Source organism: Mycolicibacterium mageritense (genome assembly GCF_010727475.1).
Taxonomy (GTDB): Bacteria; Actinomycetota; Actinomycetes; order Mycobacteriales; family Mycobacteriaceae; genus Mycobacterium; species Mycobacterium mageritense.
Genome location: NZ_AP022567.1, coordinates 6322818 through 6344107, shown reverse-complemented (window position 1 = coordinate 6344107; position 21290 = coordinate 6322818). Strand labels below are relative to the sequence as shown.

Here is a 21290-nt window from a genome sequence, read left to right as displayed (position 1 = left end):
GCCGCAAACTCGGTCACACGATGGGGCCGGCACCGAGCGCAACCAGCTGCCGACGCAGGTGCGCCGCGATTGCGGCATCGCCCGTCATTTCGACAGCGCGCCGGTACGCGGCGCGCGCGTCGGCGGTCCGGCCTGCCGCCGCCGAAAGGTGAGCGCGCGCGACCCAACCCGGCTGAAAACGACCCATCGCCGGGTCGTCGATCGAGTCCAGGCTTCGCAACCCCGCCTGCGGGCCGTCGATCTCGCCGTCGAGAACCGCGAGGGCGACCGCGGCCCCCAGCGAGGGCGCGACCCGCATCAGCGCGCGATGCAGTGCACGGAGGGTGTCCGGCGGCACATCGCGAGCGCAGTGTGCGGACTGGATAGCCGCCTCGTACTGGAACCGGCCGGGCCTGCCGAAGCCGTGCGCGCGTGTCAGCAGGCCCTCGCCCCGGTCGATCAGGCGGCGATCCCATTGCGTCGCATCCTGCTGGTCGAGCGGAACGAACCGCCCGTGCGCGTCGCGGCGGGCCGGTCGGCGGGCCTCACACAGACAGATCAACGCGGCCAAGCCCAGCGCCTCGGGCTCGTCGGGCAGCAACTCGGCGACGATCAGGGCCAGGTGCAACGCCTCGGCCGACAGCGATTCGATCGGCGCACCCTCCGGCGTGAGTTGCCAGTCGATCGAGTAGGCCCCGTAGACGGCCTCGAGCACCGCGGGCAACCGCTCCGTGAGATCGTCGCGCTCTGGAACGACGAATCCGATTCCGGCGTCCCGGATCCGCCGTTTGGCCCGTACCAGACGCTGCGCCATGCTGGCGGGAGCGACCGCGAACGCCGCGGCGATGGCGCCGGCATCCACCCCGAGCACGGTCTGCAGCATGAGTGGCGTCCGAATGTCGGCGGCGATCGCGGGATGCGCGCAGACCAACAGCAGTTCGAGCCGGCGGTCCGGAACCTCGGGAACGTCGGACTCGGCGGGGTCGTCGAAATCGGCAGGCAGCGGCCGGGCGAACCGATAGGCCGAGGACTTCCACAGATCCCGCAATCTGTTGCGCGCCACGGTCACGATCCACGCCTCGGGGTTGGCCGGAACACCGTCGTGCGGCCACCGGACCAGGGCGCGTTCCAGCGCATCGGCCAAGGCGTCCTCGGCAGCCGCGATGTCGTGGCTCCCGGCCGCCAGGACCGCGAGCAGCCGACCGTACGAGTCGCGGGTGATCTCCGCGACCCGCAGGCCGACAGCGCTCGCCGCGTTCAGGGCGCGTACCACCCCTGCCCGCTGCGGTAGGTCACCGCGACCGGCCTGATCTCCACCGCTCCCCATTGCGCGGCCGGGCATCGTCGGGCCCACGACAGCGCCGCGTCGAGGTCGGCCACGTCGATCACGAAGACCCCACCGAGCCGCTCTCTGGTATCGGCGAACGGCCCGTCCTGGATTTCCGGCGCGCCGTTGCGCGCGGTGTAAGTCGTTGACGCAGCGGCTGATTGGAGCACCTGCGTGCCGATCAACACACCTGCCGCGTCGAGGTCGTCGGCGTAGCGGGCGAACGCCGCGCGGGCCGGCTCCATGTCCTCGTCGGTCAGCCCGGCCTCCGGGCCCTCCTGATAATGCATGAGCAGGCAGTACTGCACGGTTCCTCCCGGTGTTCAGGTGTCAGCTTGTCACCGGGATGACGATTCGGGCTCCGTCAGATCGACACATTCGGACGGTCCCGCCGAATTTTTTCGCCGCGCCGTGCGCACGGCGTCGAGCGTCATGACCACCAGCGCCAGCCAGATCAGCGCGAAGCCGATCCACCGCCCGACCGGCATGGCTTCGTGGCCGACCAGCACGCCGAATGCCATCTGCAGCCCGGGATTGAGGTAGAACAGCAAACCCAACGTCACCATGGGCAGCCGCTGCGCCGCGGCAGCGAACAGCAGCAGCGGGATCGCCGTGACCGGACCCGCCAGCAGTAACAACGCCGCATGTCCGACACCGTGGTCGAGGAAGTGCCCGTCGCCCAGCACCTGCAGTGTCACCAGGTATCCGGCCGCCAGCGGAAAGGCCAGCAGCGTCTCGACGGCGACGCTCACGCGCGGATCGGCCGCCACCACCTTCTTGACCAACCCGTACACACCGAAGGACAACGCGAGGATCACCGCGATGTACGGCGGCTCCCCGACCTCGGCGGTCAGGATCGCCACGGCCACCACCGCGAGCCCCAACGCCGCCGACTGCCACCGGTTGATGCGCTCCCGGAACACCAGTACCCCGAGCGCGACGCTGACCAGAGGGTTGATGAAGTACCCGAGCGCCGCGTCGACGACGTGGCCGTTGGTCACCGCGAAGATGTAGGTACCCCAGTTGACGGAGATCAACGCCGCCGCGGCGGCCAACTGCAACCACGTGCGCAGCGTCAAGCGCCTCAGATCGCCGAGCCGGCGCGCCACGGCCAGCACAAGCAGCAGAAAGACCGAGCTCCACACGATGCGGTGCGCGAGGATCTCCAGCGCGCCCGCGGGTAGCAACAGCAGGAAGAACCCCGGACACAGACCCCACCAGATGTAGGCGCCTGCGCCGTAGAAGATTCCTGACCGGGATGCCTCGCTCACGATCAGTGCCGGCGCAGGACGTCGAGCGCGTGCTGCAGATCGTCCGGATACGGGCTGATGATCTCGATGCGTCGGCCGTCGGCGGGATGCGCGAACGCCAGCGATCTCGCGTGCAGCCACTGCCGTTCCAGGTCGAGCTTCTTCGCCAGCGTCGGATCCGCGCCGTAGGTGATGTCACCGCAGCACGGATGGTGCAGCGCGGCGAAGTGCACGCGGATCTGGTGCGTGCGCCCGGTTTCGAGTTCGATGTCGAGCAGGCTCGCGGCCTGGAACGCCTCCAGCGTGTCGTAGTGCGTGATGCTGTGGCGACCGCCCTCGGTGACCGCGAACTTCCAGTCGTGCCCGCGGTGCCTGCCGATCGGCGCGTCGATCGTGCCGCTCGACGGGTCCGGGTGTCCCTGCACCAACGCGTGGTAGCGCTTTTCGACGGTGCGCTGCTTGAACGCCCGCTTGAGCACCGTGTACGCCCGCTCCGAAAGCGCCACGACCATGACCCCGGACGTCCCGACGTCGAGCCGGTGCACGATGCCCTGGCGTTCGTGGATGCCCGAGGTGCTGATCCGGAACCCCGCCGCGGCCAGGCCCCCGAGCACCGTCGGGCCGTGCCAGCCGACCGTCGCGTGGGCCGCGACCCCGGGCGGCTTGTCGACCGCGACGATGTCGGCGTCGGAGTACAGGATGTCCATGCCTTCGATGTCGACCGGGGTGTTCTCGACCGGGGCCGGCGCCTCGGGCAGCCGCACCTCCAGCCACGCCCCGGCCACCAGCTTGTCCGACTTGCCCGCCGGGACACCGTCGAGGTCGACGCCGCCGTCCTCTGCGATGGCCGCGACGACGGTCCGCGACAACCCCAACAGCCGGGCCAACCCGGCGTCGACCCGCATACCGGCCAGTCCTTCGGGGACCGGCATCGACCGGGTGGTCACTATGACGGATCGGCCTGGCGGCCGACCGGGCTCGATTCGTCTGCCTCGGCAGCCTTGGTGTCGCCGGACGGATCGGCCGGGACGTCGGATTCCGGCTTGCCGGCCGGCTTTGTGTCGGCAGCGGCGGCGTCCGCGTCCGGCCTGCGCCTGCCGACGGTGTCGAAGTCGAAGCCGAACAGAGACAACGCCACCAACAGGATCGCTCCGCCGACCACCGACGGGTCGGCCACGTTGAACACCGGCCACCAACCGACCGAGAAGAAGTCGACCACGTGGCCGCGCAGCGGCCCGGGTGAGCGGAAGAAGCGGTCGACCAGGTTGCCGGTCGCACCGCCGAGGATCATGCCGAGCCCGATCGCCCACCACGGCGACACCAGCCGGCGGCCCATCCAGATGATGCCGATCACCACGCCGGTCGCGATCAGGGTCAACACCCAGGTGTAGCCGGTCGCCATCGAGAACGCCGCGCCGGAATTCCGCACCAGGGTCCAGGTCACGGTGTCGCCGATGATCGACACCGGTTGGCCCGGCGTCAGCAGGCGCACCGCGAGCACCTTGGTCACGATGTCGAGAAACAGCACCACGCCGGCGACCGTGAGCAGCAGGCGTAGCCGGCGCCGGGGTGAGGCTGGGGATTCCGTGTCCCCGGGGGCGTCGGTCACCGGCTCCGCCGGGCCTGGCGTTTCATCAGTCACTCCCCCATCATCCCAAAGAGTCCATGCGGGACAATTTCGACCGTGACCGAGCCTGTGATCCAGCCCGTGCCCAAGCCTGCGCGCATCGTGGTGATCACCACCGGCGGCACGATAGCGACCAGCACCGACAGTGCCGGCATCCGCCATCCGACCCGCACCGGAGTCGAGCTCACCGCGGGTCTCGACATCGAAGCCGACACCGAGGTGATCGACCTGCTGGCGGTCGACAGCGCTCAGTTGACCCCGCCGGATTGGGGCAGGATCGCGTCGGCGGCCGCCGACGCGGCCTCGACGGCCGACGGCGTGGTGATCACGCACGGCACCGACACGCTCGAGGAGACCGCGCTGTGGCTCGATCTGAACTACTCGGGTACCGCGCCGGTGGTGCTTACCGGAGCGCAGCACAGTTCCGACGCTCCCGACGCCGACGGGCCCGGCAATCTGCGCGACGCGGTCACCGTCGCCGCCAGCCCGGCCGCCGGCGGACTCGGGGTGCTGGTGAGCTTCGCCGGGGAGGTGTTCCAGCCACTCGGCCTGCGCAAGGTCTCCACGAGTGACCTCAACGGCTTCTCCGGGGTCCGGATCGGCGAAGTCAGCAGGCACGGGTTCGTGCGACGATCCGCCAAGTCTCACCCCTACCTCGGCCGGCTGGACGCTGCGACGGCGCCGCGGGTCGACATCGTGGCCGCGTACCCGGGTGCCGACGGCGCCGCGATCGATGCCTGCGTGGCTGCGGGCGCGAGAGGCATCGTCGTCGCCGCGGTGGGCTCCGGCAACGCGGGTGCCGCGGTGATCGAGGCGGTGCGCAGACATTGCCGCGAGGGCATCGTCGTCGCGGTGTCCAGCCGGGTTCAGGATGGTGTGATCCGGGCGGCGTACGGGCCCGCGCACCAGCTCGTCGAGGCCGGCGCACACGTGCTGCCCAATATCCGTCCTGCTCAGGGCAGGGTTCTGCTGATGGCCGCGCTTGCGGCCGGTGCACCCGTGCGCGGCGTGATCGAAAAGTGGGGTTGACGCAGCCGGTTGAATGGAAGGCATGCCCTACCGCATCGCGCTGTTTGCCGCGGCCGGCCTACTGACCCTCGCCGCTGCCCCGCAGGCCGCTGCTGAGCCGCCTGCCGGAGCCGACGACATCGACTCCTACCCGATCGCGCAAGGCCATTTCAGCTCGCCGACAGACTTCTACGGCGTCTTCTTCAAGACACCCGACGGGCGGCACTGCGGGATCGGGCCCAACGGCGGCCCGGTCGGGTGCGACGCGGTGCCGATCGACGCACCGCCGGGCACCAACCAGACCGTCGTCACCAGCGGGGTGCCTGCCTCGTACCGGCAGTCCGACACCGAATCGTTCACGCGCGACGTCGATGTGCTGCCCGAGGGGCACCGGCTCGAGAACTGGGGTGCCAGTTGCGGAGTCGGTTACCAGGGCACCGTCACGTGCAAGACGTACGGGCAGCACGGTTTCATCCTGTCCAGCACCTATGGAGTGCTCTGGTAGTCGACCAGGTCGGCGAGATAATCGGCCCAGTCCAGGCTGTCGACCGCGTTGGCCCTCGCGATCCCCGGCGTGTCGACGCTGAACGTGCGCGCCGGGCCGGGACCACTCGCACGGGTCTCGAACCGCACGGTCATCACGCCGTGACCCGTGCCTTGGATCCAGCCGTACCCGTGCTCGGGATGGGTGACGTCGTCGCCGATGCGCCACGCCGTACCCACCACCGGATCGGCGGACACCGGTTGATGGACGTCCGAAACCTCTTCCGGCTGATCCAGATCAGGGAACAGCGACTCCTGCTGAACCTCGGACAGGCCCGAAAAGCCAACGCCGACAAGGCGTATCGGCCCGACTTCGACAGGGTCCAGCAGCAACCGGCGGGCCGTGCCGACCAGGGTGGCCGCCTCGGTCGTCGCGTAGGGCAAGGTGGCCGACCGGGTCAACGTGCTCATGTCCGACTTCTTGAGCTTGACGGTGACCGTCCGCGCGCCGCGGCCGTCCTTGAGCAAGCGGCGGTGTGCGTGCTCACCGATCGGCCCGACGGCGTCCCGCAGCTGGGAAAGCGTGGTGAGATCCTCGGGGAACGTCGACTCCGCGCTGATCTGCTTGGCTTCGGCACGTTCGGCCACCGGCCGGTCGTCGATGCCGCGCGCGAGGCGGTGCAGCGCCCCGCCGACCGTCGGGCCCAGCACGCTGGCCACCTCCGCATCCGACAACGCGGCGAATGCCCCGACCGTCTCGATACCCAGCCGGTGCAGTTTCTCCTCAGCGACCGGACCGATGCCCCACAGCCGGCGCACCGGCAACCCGTCGAGCAGGCGGGGCTCCTCGTCGCGGCGCACCACCCGGATCCCGTCCGGCTTGGCAAGACCCGAGGCGATCTTGGCGATCTGCTTGCCCGAGCCGGCACCCACCGAAGCCACCAGACCGGTCTGCTCCCGCACCGCGGCGCGCAGCCGCTGGCAGAACGCCTCGACGTCCGAAGCGTCCGCGCCGACGAGTTCCGCGGGTTCGCCGAACGCCTCGTCGAACGACAACTGCTCCAGCACCGGAACGATCGTGCGGACCGTGTCGAGGGCCCGGCGGCTGGCCACGCTGTAGACGGCGCCGCGCGGCGGCAGCACCACGGCCGGGGCACCCACGAGCCTGCGCGCCTGATGCATCGGCATGGCCGACCTGGCACCGTACCGGCGCGCCTCATAACTCGCCCCGGCGACGACGCCGCGGCCACCGAGTCCACCGACCAGTACCGGGCGTCCGCGAAGCGTGGGCCGGGTCAGCTGCTCGACGGACGCGAAGAACGCGTCCATGTCGAGATGAAGAACCCAACGCACACTCGAATGCTATTGGCAGCCGGTGACGTGACATCGTTGACGGCATGGCTGACGACGTCGACGAGGTGCCGATCCGGGATGCTGCCATCCGGCTTGGCCAGTTTCTCAAGCTGGCAAACCTGATCGACACCGGCGCCGACGCCAAGGCGGTGATCGCCGAGGGCCTCGTGCAGGTCAACGGCGAGGTCGAGACCCGCCGGGGCCGCCAGCTGCACCACGGTGACGAGGTCAGCCTGGCCGGCCGGAAGGCCCGGGTGGTCAGCGCGGGCTGATACGGCGAGCCTGAGCTTGTGTGCCAAAAAGTTCTGAAATCTCGCACACAGACTCAGACTCGCGCGAAATCACGCCCTCGCGAGAGCCACCCGGACGCCGTCGCCGATCTCGGCACCGTCGGTGACCTCACCGAATTCGAAGCTGGTGGCCAGGATTTCGCCTGCGATGAGATCACGGTGAGTGCGTGCCCAGGCCTCGAACTCCGCAGGTACCGACGCCCGCACCGTGATGCGGTCGGACACGTCAAGCCCCGTCGACTTGCGCAGCTCCTGAAGTTCGCGGATGCGGTCCTTGGCCCAGCCCTCGGCCTCGAGTTCCTCGGTGACCGTGCCGTCCAGCACCACCAGCCCCGCACCGTCGGGCAGCGCCGCGGTCCATTCCGGATCGGCGGCGACCAGTTTGGCGGTGTACTCCTCGGGCTGCAGCACCACGGAGCCCGCGGTGAGCGTGCCGTCGGGGTTGACCACGCCTTCGCCCGCCTTGACGGCCTTGATGGCGACCTGGACGTCCTTGCCGACCCGCGGACCGGCGACCCGGGCGTTGACCGCGAGTTCGAACTTGCCGTAGGTGTCGATGTCGTCGGTCAGCTCGACGGCCTTGACGTTGAGCTCGTCGGCGATCAGATCGGCGAACGGCTCGAGGGCGGACGGGTTTTCCACTGCGACAGTCAGTTTCGGCAACGGCAGGCGGACCCGCAACTTCTTGGCCTTGCGCAACGACGACCCGACCGAACACACCTCACGGACCTGGTCCATCGCGGCCACCAGGGCGGGATCCTTGGGCAGCACATCCGCCTCGGGCCAGTCGGTCAGGTGCACCGACCGCTCGCCGGTCAGGCCGCGCCAGATCACCTCGGTGGCCAGCGGCAGCAGTGGAGCGGCCAGTCGGCTGGTCACCTCGAGGACCGTGTGCAGGGTGTCGATGGCGTCGGCGTCCTCGTCCCAGAACCGCGAACGCGACCGGCGCACATACCAATTGGTCAACGCCTCGGTGAACTGCCGCAGCTCGTCGCACGCTCCCGAGATGTCGCACACATCCAGCGACGCCGTCAGATCGTCGCGCAACTGCGCGAGCTTGGCCAGGATGTAGCGGTCCAGGACATTCGGCGAATCGGTCCGCCACGTGCCCTTCTTCGGCGCGTACAGCGCCAGGAAGCTGTAGGCGTTCCACAGCGGCAGCAGCACCTGCCGCACACCTTCGCGGATGCCCTGCTCGGTCACGATGAGGTTGCCGCCGCGCAGGATCGGCGACGCCATCAGGAACCAGCGCATGGCGTCGGAGCCGTCGCGGTCGAACACCTCGCTGACATCGGGATAGTTGCGCAGCGACTTGCTCATCTTCTGGCCGTCGTTGCCGAGCACGATCCCGTGCGCCACACAGGTTTTGAACGCCGGCTTGTCGAACAGCGCAGTGGCCAGCACGTGCATGGTGTAGAACCAGCCCCGGGTCTGCCCGATGTACTCGACGATGAAATCGCCGGGGAAATGGGCATCCTCACCGTCGGTCCCGTCGAACCACTGCTGGTTCTCGAACGGGTAGTGCACCTGCGCGTAGGGCATCGACCCGGAGTCGAACCACACGTCGAACACGTCTTCGATGCGCCGCATGGTCGACTTGCCGGTCGGGTCGTCAGGGTTGGGCCGGGTCAACTGGTCGATGAACGGCCGGTGCAGATCGGTCGGGCGCACGCCGAAATCCCGCTCGAGCTCGTCGAGGCTGCCGTAGACGTCGATCCGCGGATATGCCGGATCGTCGGACTTCCATACCGGAATAGGGCTGCCCCAGTATCGATTTCGCGACACCGACCAGTCCCGGGCATTGGAGAGCCATTTGCCGAACTGGCCGTCCTTGACGTGCTCGGGGTACCAGGTGATCTGCTGGTTGAGCTCGACCATCCGGTCCCGGAACTCGGTGACCTTGATGAACCACGACGACACCGCGCGGTAGATCAACGGGTTACGGCACCGCCAGCAGTGCGGGTACGAGTGCTCGTAGGTTTCGTGGCGCAGCAGCACCGCGCCGTTGGCCGCCGCCGAACCGGTGCCGTTCTTGAGGTCGCGGATGATCTGCGGATTGGCTTCGAAGACATGCTGACCCACGTAATCGGGCACCGATGCGTCGAACCGGCCTTTCGAGTCGACCGGTGTGACCGCGACGATGTCGGCGGTGTCGGCCGTGGCCTTGTCGTCCTCGCCGTAGGCCGGGGCCATGTGCACGATGCCCGTGCCGTCCTCGGTGCTGACGAAGTCGGCGGCAAGCACCTGAAAAGCGTTGGGCGAACCCATGAAGTACGGGAACGGCGGCAGGTAGTGCGTACCCAGCAGATCCCGGCCGGTGTAGGCGCCCAACACCTCCGGCTCCTCCCCCAGTTCGCGGGCGTAGGCCGCCAGCCGGGCCTTGGCCAGCACATAGCGCCGCCCGTCGAGGCCCTGCACCAGGACGTATTCGATGTCGGGGTTGACGGCGACGGCCTGGTTGGACGGCAGCGTCCACGGCGTCGTGGTCCAGATCAGCAGGTGCGCGCCCTTGAGCGGACCGTCGGTCACCGTGAACCCGACGGTCACCGCCGGATCCTGGCGACTCTGGTACACGTCGTCGTCCATCCGCAGCTCATGGTTGGACAACGGGGTTTCGTCGTTCCAGCAGTACGGCAGCACGCGATTGCCCTCGTAGGCCAGGCCCTTGTCCCACAACTGCTTGAACGCCCAGATCACCGACTCCATGAAGGTGGGATCCAGGGTCTTGTAGTCGTTGTCGAAGTCCACCCAGCGGGCCTGCCGGGTGACGTAGTCACGCCACTCGTCGGTGTATTTGAGCACCGACGCGCGGCAGGCCTCGTTGAACTTCTCGATGCCCATTTCTTCGATCTGGGCCTTGTCGGCGATGCCCAGCTGGCGCTGCACTTCGAGTTCGGCGGGCAAGCCGTGGGTGTCCCAGCCGAACCTGCGCTCCACCTTGTAGCCGCGCATGGTGCGGTACCGCGGCACGATGTCCTTGACGTAGCCGGTCAGGAGATGGCCGTAGTGTGGCAGGCCGTTGGCGAAAGGCGGGCCGTCGTAGAACACGTACTCCGGTGCGCCGTCGCGGCGGGCGACGCTGGCGCGGAAGGTGTCGTCGCTGGCCCAGTAGTCCAGCACCTCAAGTTCGCGCTCCGGGAAGTTCGGTGCGGCGGGCTTGGGGTAGGCGCTCACGTGTTGTCTCCTGTGCCTGTGTTGCGCCTTTCCGAGGCGCAACGTCGTTCGAGGCACGGGGACGACGACGCGCAGGTGCGCGAGCGCCGCGGTACCACCCCGCTTGCACCCAGGATCTGGGTGCCGCTCAACTTCTCAGGCGATCACGGGCCCACCCGTCCGGTTCTACTGGGCCGCAGCGGCCGAAGGCGCTGCGACTGTTCTTCCGAAGGCTCCCCGGTGATGGCCGGATCAGCGCCGATGCGTCAATTCTAATGACACCCGCAAATCGCTTCGACAGCCCGCCACCCCAGCGAACGGGATACGCTCAACCCGCCATGGATCAAGGGGAGGGCACCATGACTGCACCGTCGACCACTGGCACGCGCCACCGCGTCGTGATCATCGGATCGGGATTCGGTGGATTGGCCGCGGCCAAGGCCCTCAAACGTGCCGACGTGGACATCACCTTGATCTCCCGCACCACCAGTCACCTGTTTCAGCCGCTGCTCTACCAGGTCGCCACCGGCATCCTTTCGGAAGGCGAGATCGCGCCGACGACCCGCCTGGTGCTGCGCAAGCAGAAGAACGTCGCGGTGCGCCTCGGTGAGGTCGAGTCGATCGATCTGACCGCGGGGACGGTGAGCGCGAAGCTCATGAAGATGCACACCGCGATCCCGTTCGACAGCCTGATCGTCGCCGCGGGCGCGCAGCAGTCCTACTTCGGCAACGACCATTTCGCGACGTTCGCGCCCGGCATGAAGACCATCGACGACGCGCTCGAGCTTCGTGGCCGCATCCTCGGTGCGTTCGAAGCCGCCGAAGTCGCCACCGATCCCGCCGAACGCCGGCGCCGGTTGACGTTCGTGGTGGTGGGCGGCGGGCCGACCGGTGTCGAGTTGGCAGGGCAGATCGCCGAGCTGGCGGAGCGGACCCTGGCGGGCGCGTTCCGCACGATCGAGCCCCAGGACTGCCGCGTCATCCTCATCGAGGGCGCTCCCGCGGTGCTGCCCCCGATGGGTGAGAAGCTGGGCCGCAAGGCGCAGCGCCGGCTGGAGAAGCTCGGTGTCGAGGTGCAGCTCAACGCGATGGTGAGCAACGTCGACTATCACGGCATCACGGTCAAGGACAAGGACGGCACCGAGCGCCGGATCGAATGCGCGTGCAAGGTGTGGTCGGCGGGCGTGCAGGCCAGCCCGCTCGGCAAGATGCTCGCCGATCAGGCCGAAGGCACCGAGGTCGACCGGGCCGGACGGGTGGTCGTCGAGCCCGATCTGACGGTCAAGGGGCACCCGTACGTTTTCGTGGTGGGCGACCTGATGTCGGTCCCGGGCGTTCCCGGGATGGCGCAGGGCGCGATTCAGGGTGCGAAGTACGCGACCGACATCATCAAGCGCGCAGTGCAGGGCCAGGACGACCCCGCCGCCAGGGCGCCCTTCAAGTACTTCGACAAGGGCAGCATGGCGACGGTGTCGCGCTTCGACGCCGTCGCCAAGGTCGGCAAGCTGGAGTTCGGCGGCTTCATCGCGTGGCTGTCGTGGCTCGTGCTGCACCTGTACTACCTCGTCGGCCACAAGAACCGGTTCACCACGATCATCGCGTGGACCATCAGCTTCATGGGCCGAGGTCGCGGCCAGATGGCCATCACCAGTCAGATGATCTACGCCAGGCTTGCCATGGACGCACTGCAGAATCAACAGCAGGAGGCACTGGCCGCTGCCGAGGAAGCCGAACGCGCCGAGGCCGCCGACCGCTCCGGATGAGCAGCGCTACCCCGAGGTGACCTCGATCAGCGCGAACGCAAACTGCTCGGCCAGTTCGCGGATGGTGTTGCGGTCGAAGCTGCGGGTGTCGTAGCGCCAGTCCAGGTGCACGGCGTAGCAAGCGCGGTGCACCTGCAGCGTCAGGCGATGCCCGGCGTCCGGTTGCCCGGCTGTGCCATCGGCCCCGACAGCAAAGCGGACGTCGGCGCCACCCGGAGCGCGCCCCGCATCGGCCAGTGCGCGTTGCGCGCCCGCCAGCAACTCGTCCCCCGGCACATCGCGGCGCGAGTCGCACGGCAGGTTCGCCACCCGGTATTGCCCGGTTCCGTCCGCCACTTCGACGGCCAGGACGCCATCACCGATGGTCCGTGCAATGGTCCGGCCGAGCGCGGCCAGCAAAAAATCTTGATCAGTGCCGCCCAGCGCGACCTGCGCACCCGCAAGGTCGGCTTCGATGACACCGTCGAGCTCGAACAAGAGCGTGGCCATATCGGTGGGCCGGGGTGGATCGGTCACCACGTAATCCACGAGCCAGTCGTTCCCAGCGAACGAACGATCCGAAATTGTCCCCGGCGATTCGGCCAGTAATGGAGCAGCCATGTTGTTCACAGTAGCGCGGTGTCCCAGAAATGGGAGACTACTCCCAAAATCGTGACGGGCGTGTCAATAAAAAAGGTGTACTGGCAAATGCGGATGAGTGTGCCCGCGGGCGAATATCGGTTTATCGTGGGACACGTGCCACGCACCGATGAGAACGGCAGGCAGCTCAAAGCGCTCCTGGACTACCTGCTTGACGGCGACGTCGACGCCAAGGCGATATACACCGCCCTCGGAGTGTCGAGCAGTACCTACTACCGGCGGATCAAAGAGAGCGACTATCCGAACGCAGAAGAATTGCGCCAGGTTGCCGACCGGTTTCACCTCAGCTATCCCGACCTGCAGATCAGGTTCGGGTTGATGAGCCGCCAAGAGGTATGGCACTACGTGGAGTCGGCGTCTGTCACCGTGGCCGCCGTCGAGCCCACCACGACCAGGGTCCGCCCGAAGAAGCTCACCACGTGGGCCGTTCGGCCGGACTCGCCACCGCTCTAACCGTTACATCTGGGTCATTCAAGGTCGGGGTCGAGGCAAGTTCTCATGTCAGTTGCAATACTCATCACAATCACGCTCCTGTGCATCGTCTGGAGCCTGTGGATCCGGCGCGTCACCTGGACCTGCCGGTGGGAAGTGGCGGCCACCCTCAACATCGCGCTGCAAGGCCTCGCGGTGTTGCTGATGTCGCCGTTTGCGTCAGAGACCATCGGACAGGTGCTCTACGACCTCACCGGGAAGTGGAACCTCGAGGACTACATCGGCCACGACTGCTACATCGTCGCGGCGTCGGCCATCGTCTACAACACGCTGGGCCGGCTGCAGAGCGACGACGCCATGCAGCGCTCCTTCAAGCAGTACATCGAACGGCCCGCCACGCTGTGCATCCCGCTGCTGCTCGCGGCCTTCTGGCTGGGCAACGGATCCGACATCTACAAGGCCGACTTCTTCCAGGTGCCCACCGATTTCTGGCTCAGCGTCTACTGGATCATGCTGTGCGGCACGCTGGTGTACCTGCTCGGCTACGGCGCCCGGGCCATGCTGGTGCTGCGCGGTGACCCGCGATCCCGCCGGATCGCCAACATCTACCTGATCGCGTCGCTGAGCGGCATGCTGGCTTGCGCCGTGCGTATCACCACGGCCTTGGTGCCCGAGCTGCAACCGTACGAAAACGGCAAGTTCGTCTGGATTTTCGCGTGCACATGCGGCGCCGTGTTCGCCCTCGCCGCAGCGCATTCCTGGCGGATCAAGACCAAGTGGCTGGCTTCGAGCCGGCGCTGAGCACAGCAGGTCCACAGGCGCCCGCACCCGCACGGTGAGGGCGACCGCCCGCGCCGGGGCACCGCTTACACTGGCCGCACTGAAACCATCGGCCCGCCGGGCCGGGTACGAGACAACGGCCGTCCGCGTGCTCGGTTGCGGAGAAGGTAAGGACATGCAGGATCAGTAGGGCAGCACAGTTGTTGCGGCGCCTGCACGGGCCCGCGGACAACCCCGACAGCGGCACGTTCCATCGGTTGGGCGGTGTCGCCGTTCGGTGGCCCTGGCTGGTGATCGCGTGCTGGGTGGTGCTCGCCGCCGCGCTGCCGCCGATGTTCCCGTCGCTCACCGAGCTCGCCCAGAAGACCCCGCCGGCCATGCTGCCCGCGGACGCGCCCGGGTCGGTTGCCGCGCAACAGATGTCGCGGGCGTTTCACGAATCCGGCTCGGACAACATCCTGTTGGTCGTGCTCAGCGACGACAACGGGCTCGACGGCACAGACGAGAACGTGTACCGCAGCCTCGTCGACAAGCTGCGCGCCGACACCGCGAGCGTCGTGACAATGCAGGATTTCATCACGACGCCGCCCCTGCGTCAGGTCATGACCAGTCAGGACGGCAAGGCCTGGTTGCTGCCGGTCAGCCTGACGGGCGAACTGGGCTCACCCCAGTCCTACACCGCGACGTCGAACGTCGTCAGGGTGGTCAAGGAGACCGTGGCCGGATCCGGTGTGAGCGCCCATGTGACAGGCCCGGCTGCGACGCTGGCCGACCTCGCCGAAGTCGGCGAGCGCGACCGCGTGCACATCGAGATCGCCACGGTCGCCATGCTCCTCACGATCCTGCTGATCATCTACCGCAACCCGCTGACGATGATCCTGCCGCTGCTGACCATCGGCGTTTCGCTCGCGACGGCGCAGGGTGTCGTCGCCGCCCTGGGCAGTCTCGGCCTGCCGGTGTCCGGCCAGACCATCGTGTTTCTCACCGCGATGCTGGCGGGCACCGGAACCGACTACGCGGTGTTCCTGATCAGCCGCTATCACGACTTCCTGCGCCAGGGGCAGACTTCCGACGAATCCGTCAAGAGCGCGTTGAAGTCGATCGGCCCCGTGATCGTGGCATCGGCAGCCACCGTGGCCATCACGTTCATCGGGATGGTGTTCACCAAACTGACGATCTTCTCGTCCGTCGGGGTCGCGCTCGCGGTCGCCATCGCGATCGGCTGTATGGCCGCGATGACGTTCCTGCCCGCGGTGCTCACGCTGGCCGGTCGCCGCGGATGGATCTCGCCCCGCCGCAGTCTCACCGACACGCTGTGGCGCCGGTCGGGAATCCGTATCGTGCGCAATCCGCGCAGCAACCTGATCGCGAGCCTCATGCTGCTCGTGGTACTCGCCAGTTGTGCGGGCCTGGCCAGCTACAACTACGACGACCGCAAGGCGCTGCCCGGCTCGGTCGAGAGCCTGCAGGGCTATGACGCGATCGCCGCGCACTTCCCGGTGAATTCGAGCCTGCCCCAATATCTGCTGGTCGAATCACCGCATGATCTGCGGGGCCCGCAGGAACTCGCCGACCTCGAACAGATGGCCCACCGGATCAGCCAACTGCCCGACATCGAGGCGGTGCGAGGCATCACGCGCCCCACGGGAGAATCGCTCGAACAGGCGAGGTTGTCGTTCCAGGCCGGAGAAGTCGGATCCAAACTCGACGACGCGTCGTCGCTGGTCTCCGAGCGCGGTGGCGACATGGACAAGCTGGCCAACGGGGCCGACCAGATCGCGGACGCGCTCGGCGGAGTGCGCGGCCAACTCAGCCAGGCAGCCGCCACCGTGAGCGGGCTGATCGACGCGTTGACCACCATGCAGCAGCAGTTCGGCGGCGACAAGGCCCTCAACGAATTCGACAGTGCGGCAAAGCTCGTCACCGCGATGCGGGCGCTGGGCGACTCCCTCGGGGTCACCCTCGACGACGCCGCGGGTTCCGTCCAGCAAGCGCGTCCGGTCCTACTCGCACTCAACGAGAGCCCGATCTGCGACGCGGACGCGTCGTGCCGCAACACCCGCATCCAGTTGCAGCGCCTGGTCGACGCGGGCGACGACGGCACCCTGGCGAGCATCTCAGAGCTGGCCAAACAGCTCAAGAAGACCGAAGGTTCACAGACTCTCGGATCGACCACCGACGGCTTGCGCGGGGCGTTCGACACGGCTGCCAAGGCGCTGCGTTCGGCGGGGCTGGACGACCCGTCGAGCATGCGGCAGCAGCTGGCGACGCTTCAGCAGCACGCGGACACACTCGCCGACGCGAGCAGGCAGGTTGCTGACGGTGTGACACTGCTGGTGACCGAGACCAAGAAGATGGGCGGCGGCCTGGGCGACGCGTCGGCGTTCCTCCTCGCGATGCGCAACGAGGCGACGACGCCGTCGATGTCGGGCTTCTACGTCCCCCCGCAGTTCCTGGCCACCGACGACTTCAAAAAGGCTGCGGCGCTGTTCTTCTCCCCGGACGGCCATACCGTGCGGTACATGATCCAGACCAAGCTCAACCCGTTCGGCACCGAGGCCATGGATCAGATCGACGCGATCCTCGACGTCGCGCGCGACGCACAACCCAACACGACCCTGGCCGACGCGAAGATCTCGATGACCGGATACTCGGTCTCGCTCCGCGACACCCGCGAGTACTACAACGCCGACATCAGGTTCATCATCCTGGTGACCGTCGCCGTGGTGTTCTTCATCCTGGTGATCCTGCTGCGTGCGCTGGTCGCGCCGCTCTATCTGATTGCCTCGGTGGTGATCTCGTACCTGTCGGCGCTGGGCATCGGTGTCCTGCTGTTCCAATTCCTCCTGGGCCAGGAGTTGCACTGGAGCGTGCCCGGACTGACGTTCATCATCCTGGTGGCGGTCGGCGCCGACTACAACCTGTTGCTGATCTCGCGGATCCGCGAAGAATCGCCGCACGGCTTGCGCACCGCGGTGATCCGAACCGTGGGCGCGACCGGCGGCGTCATCACCGCTGCCGGCCTGATCTTCACCGCGTCGATGTTCGGAATGCTGTTCGCGAGCATCAGCACGCTGGTGCAGGCCGGCTTCATCATCGGGGTGGGCATCCTGCTCGACACCTTCCTGGTGCGCACCACCACTGTCCCGGCCATGGCCGTCCTGGTCGGCAAGTTCAACTGGTGGCCGTCCCGGTGGCAACCGGAAGCCAAAGCGCCCGAAAAGAAGGCCGAAAAACCGGATCCTGAGCCAGAATTGGCGAGCGTCGCGGACTGACGCGCCCAGGATCAATCGAACGTCGCGCACAGTCCGAAATCGGCGAGCGCGCGCCGCACCGCGTCGTGCAGCGCTTCGCGGGTGTTGGGTGCACCCACCGTCCACGCCGACACGGTGAGGAATATCCGTCCGTGAACGCGTCCCGAGGCCGAATAGAGCAGGCCCCCAAGATTTTCCAATTCTGCTTCAGTGATGCCCGGCTCGACCAGACGGAACGACAGATGGCCGGCGTCGGTGCCGTCCGGCCGGTTTGCGGCCGCGGGCAACTCCCCGAGGTTGGAACAGCCGATCGGGCTTCCGACCTTCAGGACCATGCGTTCCAGGCGGCGCACCATGAACTTCGGTACGTACGGGGTCAACGGCAACGGTGCCAGGTTGGCGTCCGGCTGACTGCCCAGATCGGTGAGCACGCGCCTGAGCTCGGTGCGGATGGCGGTCAGGTCGGTGGTGGCCCGGCCCGGGTCGACGATCGCGGTGACGGTATTGAGCGCGTTGGCGCGGGTGTCGCCCTCGGTGCGGTCGCTCACCGGATACGACAGCATGGCCAGCCCGTCCGCGTCGACTCGGCCGAGCAGCTGCCCGAGCCGGGCAGCGAACCCGGCGAAAAGCGAATTGCTGGTGCCGCCAAGATTTTTCACGCAGGCATCCCAGTCCACCAGATCGACGTAGGCTGTGACGGTCGGCGGGATGACCGGATCACAGGCGCCCCGTCGGGTGGCCGGGGCCGCCGACTTGGAGGATGCGGCCAGATCGTCCTTCTGCTCGCGGGCCACGCGTGCCGTGGCGCGCGCCGCTCGTGCGACGTCGGGCAGGCTCCGGGCGGCCTCCCGGACGTCGCGCAACAGCGCCCGCGTGCGCGAGACGGAACCGGGCGGCGGATACCCGAGGTCGCGCCGGACTCCTTGCACAGCATCGGCGATCGTGAGAGTCAGACCCAGCGCGTCGGCAACCGAGTGCGACACCACCAGGGTGACCGCATCTCCCCCGTCGGTCAGCGGCAGGACGCTCAGATGCCACGCGGGCCCGTGTTCGGGATCGACGGGTACGACGATGCGCTCGTCGGCCCACGCGGTGAGTTCGGCGCGCGGGCGCGCCGAGGCGGCAACGGCGATGTCGGCGGGACCGCTCGACGAAATCCAGCGATGTCTGCCGAACGGCAATGGGGACCGTTCGATACGGCGCCCCAGCAGACCGGAACCGAGATCGCCGTGGAATCGCCGCAAACCCGCCATGTCGACACCCTCCGGGTAGACCCAGGTGAACTGCATGATCGGTGCACGCCCGAGCGCCCGCAGCCCCAGGAACGACCCTTGATCCATATACGCGAGGGTGTTGTCCACGTCGGCATGGTAGATCGCCGCCCAACCCCGGTGACCCGGTGCCTGTAGGCGTCTCGGAGCCGGACCGGCGACCGGCGCTTTCGAGTAAGGTCCGGTGGTGTGTGGATCACCGTGCTGGGCCTCGCCATCGCGGTGAACTTCGAGCCGATCCGGCTCGGCCTGATCACGGTGGCACTCGGCAGGCCGAGGCCCGCGCTGCAACTGCTCGCGTTCCTGTCCGGCAGCTTCCTCATGAGCATGACGGCGGGTTTGATGGTGTTGTTCGTGGTGCGTCCCGGACTGCTGGGACGCCCCGAATTCAGCAGCGCCAAGGTACAAATCGGGTTCGGCGTGCTCGCGCTCCTCGCAGCCGCGGTGTTGGCCAGCAAGGTTCCGCTCGGCCAGTTCTCGCGGTCCCCCGAGGTCGCCATGGCGGGTGCCGGCGGCCCACCGCCGCAAGCAGGGTCGCGCACCGTCGAGTTCGTGGCATCCCGGGTCAAGGGTCTCGTGCGAGGCGGCTCCCCGTGGTTCTCGGGCGCGATGGGCGTGGCAATTGCCTTGCCCTCCATCGACTATCTGGCGCTGCTGGTGCTCATCGCGACCTCCGGGATCACACCGGCGGATCAGGTCGGCCTGCTCGTCACGTTCGTCGCGGTGGCCAACACCGTGGTCGCCATTCCCATCGCCAGCTTTCTGGTGGCGCCTGCAGCCACCCGCGCGCGGCTCGAGGCGATGCGGGCCTGGGTCCACGCCCGCACCAGGCGCGATGTGGCGCTTGTCCTCGCGCTCGCAGGAACGGTACTCATCGCGGTCGGGGTGACCGGCCTGTAAGCGCTGGAAACCTCTATGATCGAACGACATTCCGATCGAGGGAGCACTCGGTGAATTTCCGGCACAGGCTGCTGAATACGGCTGCGGTCGCCACGGTGGGCGTCGCGGTCTGCGCGCTCGGCTGCGGCGTCGCCGCCGCCGATCCCGCGGTGAACGACAACGCCGAGAACCGTGACCAGCACGAGGCACCCATGTTGCAGTGCCCCACGTGTACGCCGGAGGTTCAGCACCTGCTGGCACAGGTGGGCCCGATTCCCGAACCTGGCCCCGTGCCCGCCGAGTGGCCGGCTCCGGTCCAGGTGAGCGTCCCGGTATCGGTGGGCCCGCCTGGACTTCCGCTGCCGGCGTTGCCCGGTGTCGGGTTGCCTCCGCCACCCCAGCTGCCGTCGCCGCAGGATCTGCCCCCGCCTCCGCCACCACCGGGGTTGCCGCCGCCTCCGCCGCCACCCGGTTTGCCACCGCCCCCGTGGCCGTTCTGACGGCCTGGGCGACAAGCTATCTCGTGGGGCCGCCGCCGGGAGTCAGGCCGAGCGGGATCATCATGAATCCGAGCATCACCAGTGGCAGCAGCCGCACTTCGCGTGTCGACGGGGCCTCGTCGATCTCGGGACGCCGGCTCGCGTAGAGGACGTAGACCACCACCACGTCGAACGCGAAGACCACAAGCCAGCGCGTCCAGTCGACCCCGGTGACGAACAACGGCAGAAGCAACAGCGCGCCGGCGGCGGGCAATGCGAACCGGCCACGCAGCTCACCCACGAAACTGCGCACGGACACGCCGGAGAAAAAGCTCACCGCCCGCACGGTGGCGGCAACGCCCAGCACGCCCAACACGAAGGATCCGACCAGCGCAGGCAATCCGACCGCGGCGACCTCCCTGACCCCGTCGGCGACACTGTGGTCGAAGGTCGAGAGGTACCAACCGCACACCCAGTCGTGGTAGTCCTCGAGGCTGTGCGTGGTGCCTGCGATGTAGTCGAAGAGTTCCGGAGCCGACTTGATCGACGCGAACGGGGTTTCCATCATGCGGTGCGGGACTGTCGCACACACCTTTTCGCTCACGTCGTGATCGGCCAAGGCCGCCACCGCGAGCACGACGACGAGGCCCGGGCCGACGGCCAGGGCGGCGCACATGCGCTGCGCGGATACCGTCAGCCCTCGCGCGAGCACCAGGACCGCCAGGATCGCGCCGAGTCCGAACTCCAGCGCGATGCCCTCGTGCATCAAGGCAAGCACCGCAATGACAGCCCCGAACAGCCCGCAGCACAACATGACCGACCGCGGCCGCGACACCGCGGTCAGCGCGATGCACAGGGCGATCAGTGCCACTGCCCCGAACAGATCCGGGCGGGCCGAGTACACCGCGTACGGCACCCCGAACGGCAGGACGGCCAGCAGCAGCGCGACCATGAACCGGCGTTCGGAGCGCCGCTTCATGAGCAGCCTCACCGCGAGCGCGCCGAGGCCCAGCAGGTAGACGGCCGTCGAGATCCACCGCATGAGCACGGCTTTGGTGAAAAACCCGGCGTCAGCGACATTTCCGACCACCTCACCGGCCAGACCGCGCCGCGTGAAACCGAACCGGTAGTCGACGGCGTAGTACGAGATCAGGTAGTGGTCGACGGGGACGACCGCGGCGGCGACGTAGACGAACGCCGCCGTCCATACCGCGATGAGCAACGCGACACCGGCATAGCCGACGACACGGCCGCGGCGCGCGCCCGGCCCGGGACCGGGAACCGTGGGGTGCCGGAGCAGTTGGTCTGGCGTGGATCCCACCA

At 67.9% G+C, this 21290-nt stretch carries 19 protein-coding genes; 9 read left to right on the top strand and 10 right to left on the bottom strand.

The window, feature by feature from the left end; all coding sequences use genetic code 11:
* Positions 1-13 precede the first annotated feature (13 nt).
* From G6N67_RS30545 to lspA, 5 genes are read right to left on the bottom strand one after another with little or no spacing between them, the layout of a single operon-like run.
* Positions 14-1177, bottom strand: coding sequence for an RNA polymerase sigma factor (locus tag G6N67_RS30545; protein ID WP_036442289.1), 1164 nt, complete (start codon positions 1175-1177; stop codon positions 14-16).
* A 59-nt stretch (positions 1178-1236) separates the two neighbouring features.
* A complete protein-coding gene (locus tag G6N67_RS30540) occupies positions 1237-1614 on the bottom strand; it encodes a YciI family protein (protein WP_036441732.1) in 378 nt (125 codons plus the stop codon).
* Between the two features lie 30 nt (positions 1615-1644).
* Positions 1645-2553, bottom strand: a complete 909-nt coding sequence (gene rarD, locus G6N67_RS30535) for an EamA family transporter RarD (protein ID WP_179976884.1) — start codon at positions 2551-2553, stop codon at positions 1645-1647.
* A 26-nt stretch (positions 2554-2579) separates the two neighbouring features.
* Entirely contained in the window at positions 2580-3488 is a 909-nt protein-coding gene (locus G6N67_RS30530) for an RluA family pseudouridine synthase (protein WP_179976765.1), read from the bottom strand.
* Positions 3489-3502: 14 nt separating this feature from the next.
* Positions 3503-4198, bottom strand: a complete 696-nt coding sequence (gene lspA / locus G6N67_RS30525; protein ID WP_036441723.1) for a signal peptidase II — start codon at positions 4196-4198, stop codon at positions 3503-3505.
* A 57-nt stretch (positions 4199-4255) separates the two neighbouring features.
* On the opposite strand from lspA, the gene G6N67_RS30520 reads away from it, so the two are divergent.
* Positions 4256-5212, top strand: a complete 957-nt coding sequence (locus tag G6N67_RS30520; protein WP_036442288.1) for an asparaginase — start codon at positions 4256-4258, stop codon at positions 5210-5212.
* Positions 5213-5234: 22 nt separating this feature from the next.
* On the top strand, positions 5235-5696 hold the full coding sequence (locus G6N67_RS30515) for a hypothetical protein (protein ID WP_036442286.1): 462 nt from the start codon (positions 5235-5237) through the stop codon (positions 5694-5696).
* Here the strand turns inward: G6N67_RS30515 and G6N67_RS30510 are convergent.
* Positions 5678-7003, bottom strand: coding sequence for a DNA polymerase IV (locus tag G6N67_RS30510; RefSeq protein WP_051579262.1), 1326 nt, complete (start codon positions 7001-7003; stop codon positions 5678-5680). The genes G6N67_RS30515 and G6N67_RS30510 overlap by 19 nt on opposite strands.
* A 68-nt stretch (positions 7004-7071) precedes the next feature.
* On the opposite strand from G6N67_RS30510, the gene G6N67_RS30505 reads away from it, so the two are divergent.
* Positions 7072-7299, top strand: coding sequence for an RNA-binding S4 domain-containing protein (locus G6N67_RS30505; protein WP_036441716.1), 228 nt, complete (start codon positions 7072-7074; stop codon positions 7297-7299).
* 69 nt (positions 7300-7368) lie between these two features.
* On the opposite strand, the gene ileS is transcribed toward G6N67_RS30505, so the two are convergent.
* Positions 7369-10491, bottom strand: a complete 3123-nt coding sequence (ileS, locus tag G6N67_RS30500) for an isoleucine--tRNA ligase (protein WP_036441713.1) — start codon at positions 10489-10491, stop codon at positions 7369-7371.
* Between the two features lie 338 nt (positions 10492-10829).
* Here ileS and G6N67_RS30495 point away from each other — a divergent pair, with 338 nt between their 5' ends.
* Entirely contained in the window at positions 10830-12233 is a 1404-nt protein-coding gene (locus tag G6N67_RS30495; RefSeq protein WP_036442284.1) for a type II NADH:quinone oxidoreductase NdhA, read from the top strand.
* Positions 12234-12239: 6 nt separating this feature from the next.
* Here the strand turns inward: G6N67_RS30495 and G6N67_RS30490 are convergent, their stop codons facing one another.
* Positions 12240-12833, bottom strand: a complete 594-nt coding sequence (locus G6N67_RS30490; protein WP_131524855.1) for a hypothetical protein — start codon at positions 12831-12833, stop codon at positions 12240-12242.
* Positions 12834-12968: 135 nt separating this feature from the next.
* Here G6N67_RS30490 and G6N67_RS30485 point away from each other — a divergent pair, with 135 nt between their 5' ends.
* The 3 genes from G6N67_RS30485 to G6N67_RS30475 all read left to right on the top strand — a co-directional run bounded on the left by G6N67_RS30485 (position 12969) and on the right by G6N67_RS30475 (position 17359).
* Positions 12969-13325 carry a transcriptional regulator gene (locus G6N67_RS30485; RefSeq protein ID WP_036442280.1) on the top strand — a complete coding sequence of 119 codons (357 nt, stop codon included), beginning with the start codon at positions 12969-12971 and terminating at the stop codon, positions 13323-13325.
* Positions 13326-13370: 45 nt separating this feature from the next.
* On the top strand, positions 13371-14105 hold the full coding sequence (locus G6N67_RS30480; RefSeq protein WP_036441711.1) for a hypothetical protein: 735 nt from the start codon (positions 13371-13373) through the stop codon (positions 14103-14105).
* A gap of 179 nt (positions 14106-14284) precedes the next feature.
* On the top strand, positions 14285-17359 hold the full coding sequence (locus G6N67_RS30475) for an MMPL/RND family transporter (RefSeq protein ID WP_063835199.1): 3075 nt from the start codon (positions 14285-14287) through the stop codon (positions 17357-17359).
* 11 nt (positions 17360-17370) lie between these two features.
* Here the strand turns inward: G6N67_RS30475 and G6N67_RS30470 are convergent, their stop codons facing one another.
* Positions 17371-18699, bottom strand: a complete 1329-nt coding sequence (locus G6N67_RS30470; RefSeq protein ID WP_229478293.1) for a non-ribosomal peptide synthetase family protein — start codon at positions 18697-18699, stop codon at positions 17371-17373.
* Between the two features lie 99 nt (positions 18700-18798).
* Here G6N67_RS30470 and G6N67_RS30465 point away from each other — a divergent pair, with 99 nt between their 5' ends.
* Both G6N67_RS30465 and G6N67_RS30460 read left to right on the top strand, forming a co-directional pair.
* Positions 18799-19509 carry a GAP family protein gene (locus G6N67_RS30465; protein WP_036442274.1) on the top strand — a complete coding sequence of 237 codons (711 nt, stop codon included), beginning with the start codon at positions 18799-18801 and terminating at the stop codon, positions 19507-19509.
* A gap of 50 nt (positions 19510-19559) precedes the next feature.
* Complete coding sequence (locus G6N67_RS30460) at positions 19560-19988, top strand: hypothetical protein (RefSeq protein ID WP_163642345.1); 429 nt, start codon at positions 19560-19562, stop codon at positions 19986-19988.
* A gap of 16 nt (positions 19989-20004) precedes the next feature.
* On the opposite strand, the gene G6N67_RS30455 is transcribed toward G6N67_RS30460, so the two are convergent.
* Entirely contained in the window at positions 20005-21288 is a 1284-nt protein-coding gene (locus G6N67_RS30455; protein ID WP_131524854.1) for an Rv1490 family membrane protein, read from the bottom strand.
* Positions 21289-21290 lie beyond the last annotated feature (2 nt).

Coding starts and splice junctions, on each gene's coding strand:
- G6N67_RS30530 (WP_179976765.1), bottom strand. CDS start 3,488: ATGCCGGTCCCCGAAGGACTGGCCGGTATGCGGGTCGACGCCGGGTTG.
- G6N67_RS30515 (WP_036442286.1), top strand. CDS start 5,235: ATGCCCTACCGCATCGCGCTGTTTGCCGCGGCCGGCCTACTGACCCTC.
- G6N67_RS30510 (WP_051579262.1), bottom strand. CDS start 7,003: ATGGACGCGTTCTTCGCGTCCGTCGAGCAGCTGACCCGGCCCACGCTT.
- G6N67_RS30505 (WP_036441716.1), top strand. CDS start 7,072: ATGGCTGACGACGTCGACGAGGTGCCGATCCGGGATGCTGCCATCCGG.
- G6N67_RS30495 (WP_036442284.1), top strand. CDS start 10,830: ATGACTGCACCGTCGACCACTGGCACGCGCCACCGCGTCGTGATCATC.
- G6N67_RS30490 (WP_131524855.1), bottom strand. CDS start 12,833: ATGGCTGCTCCATTACTGGCCGAATCGCCGGGGACAATTTCGGATCGT.
- G6N67_RS30480 (WP_036441711.1), top strand. CDS start 13,371: ATGTCAGTTGCAATACTCATCACAATCACGCTCCTGTGCATCGTCTGG.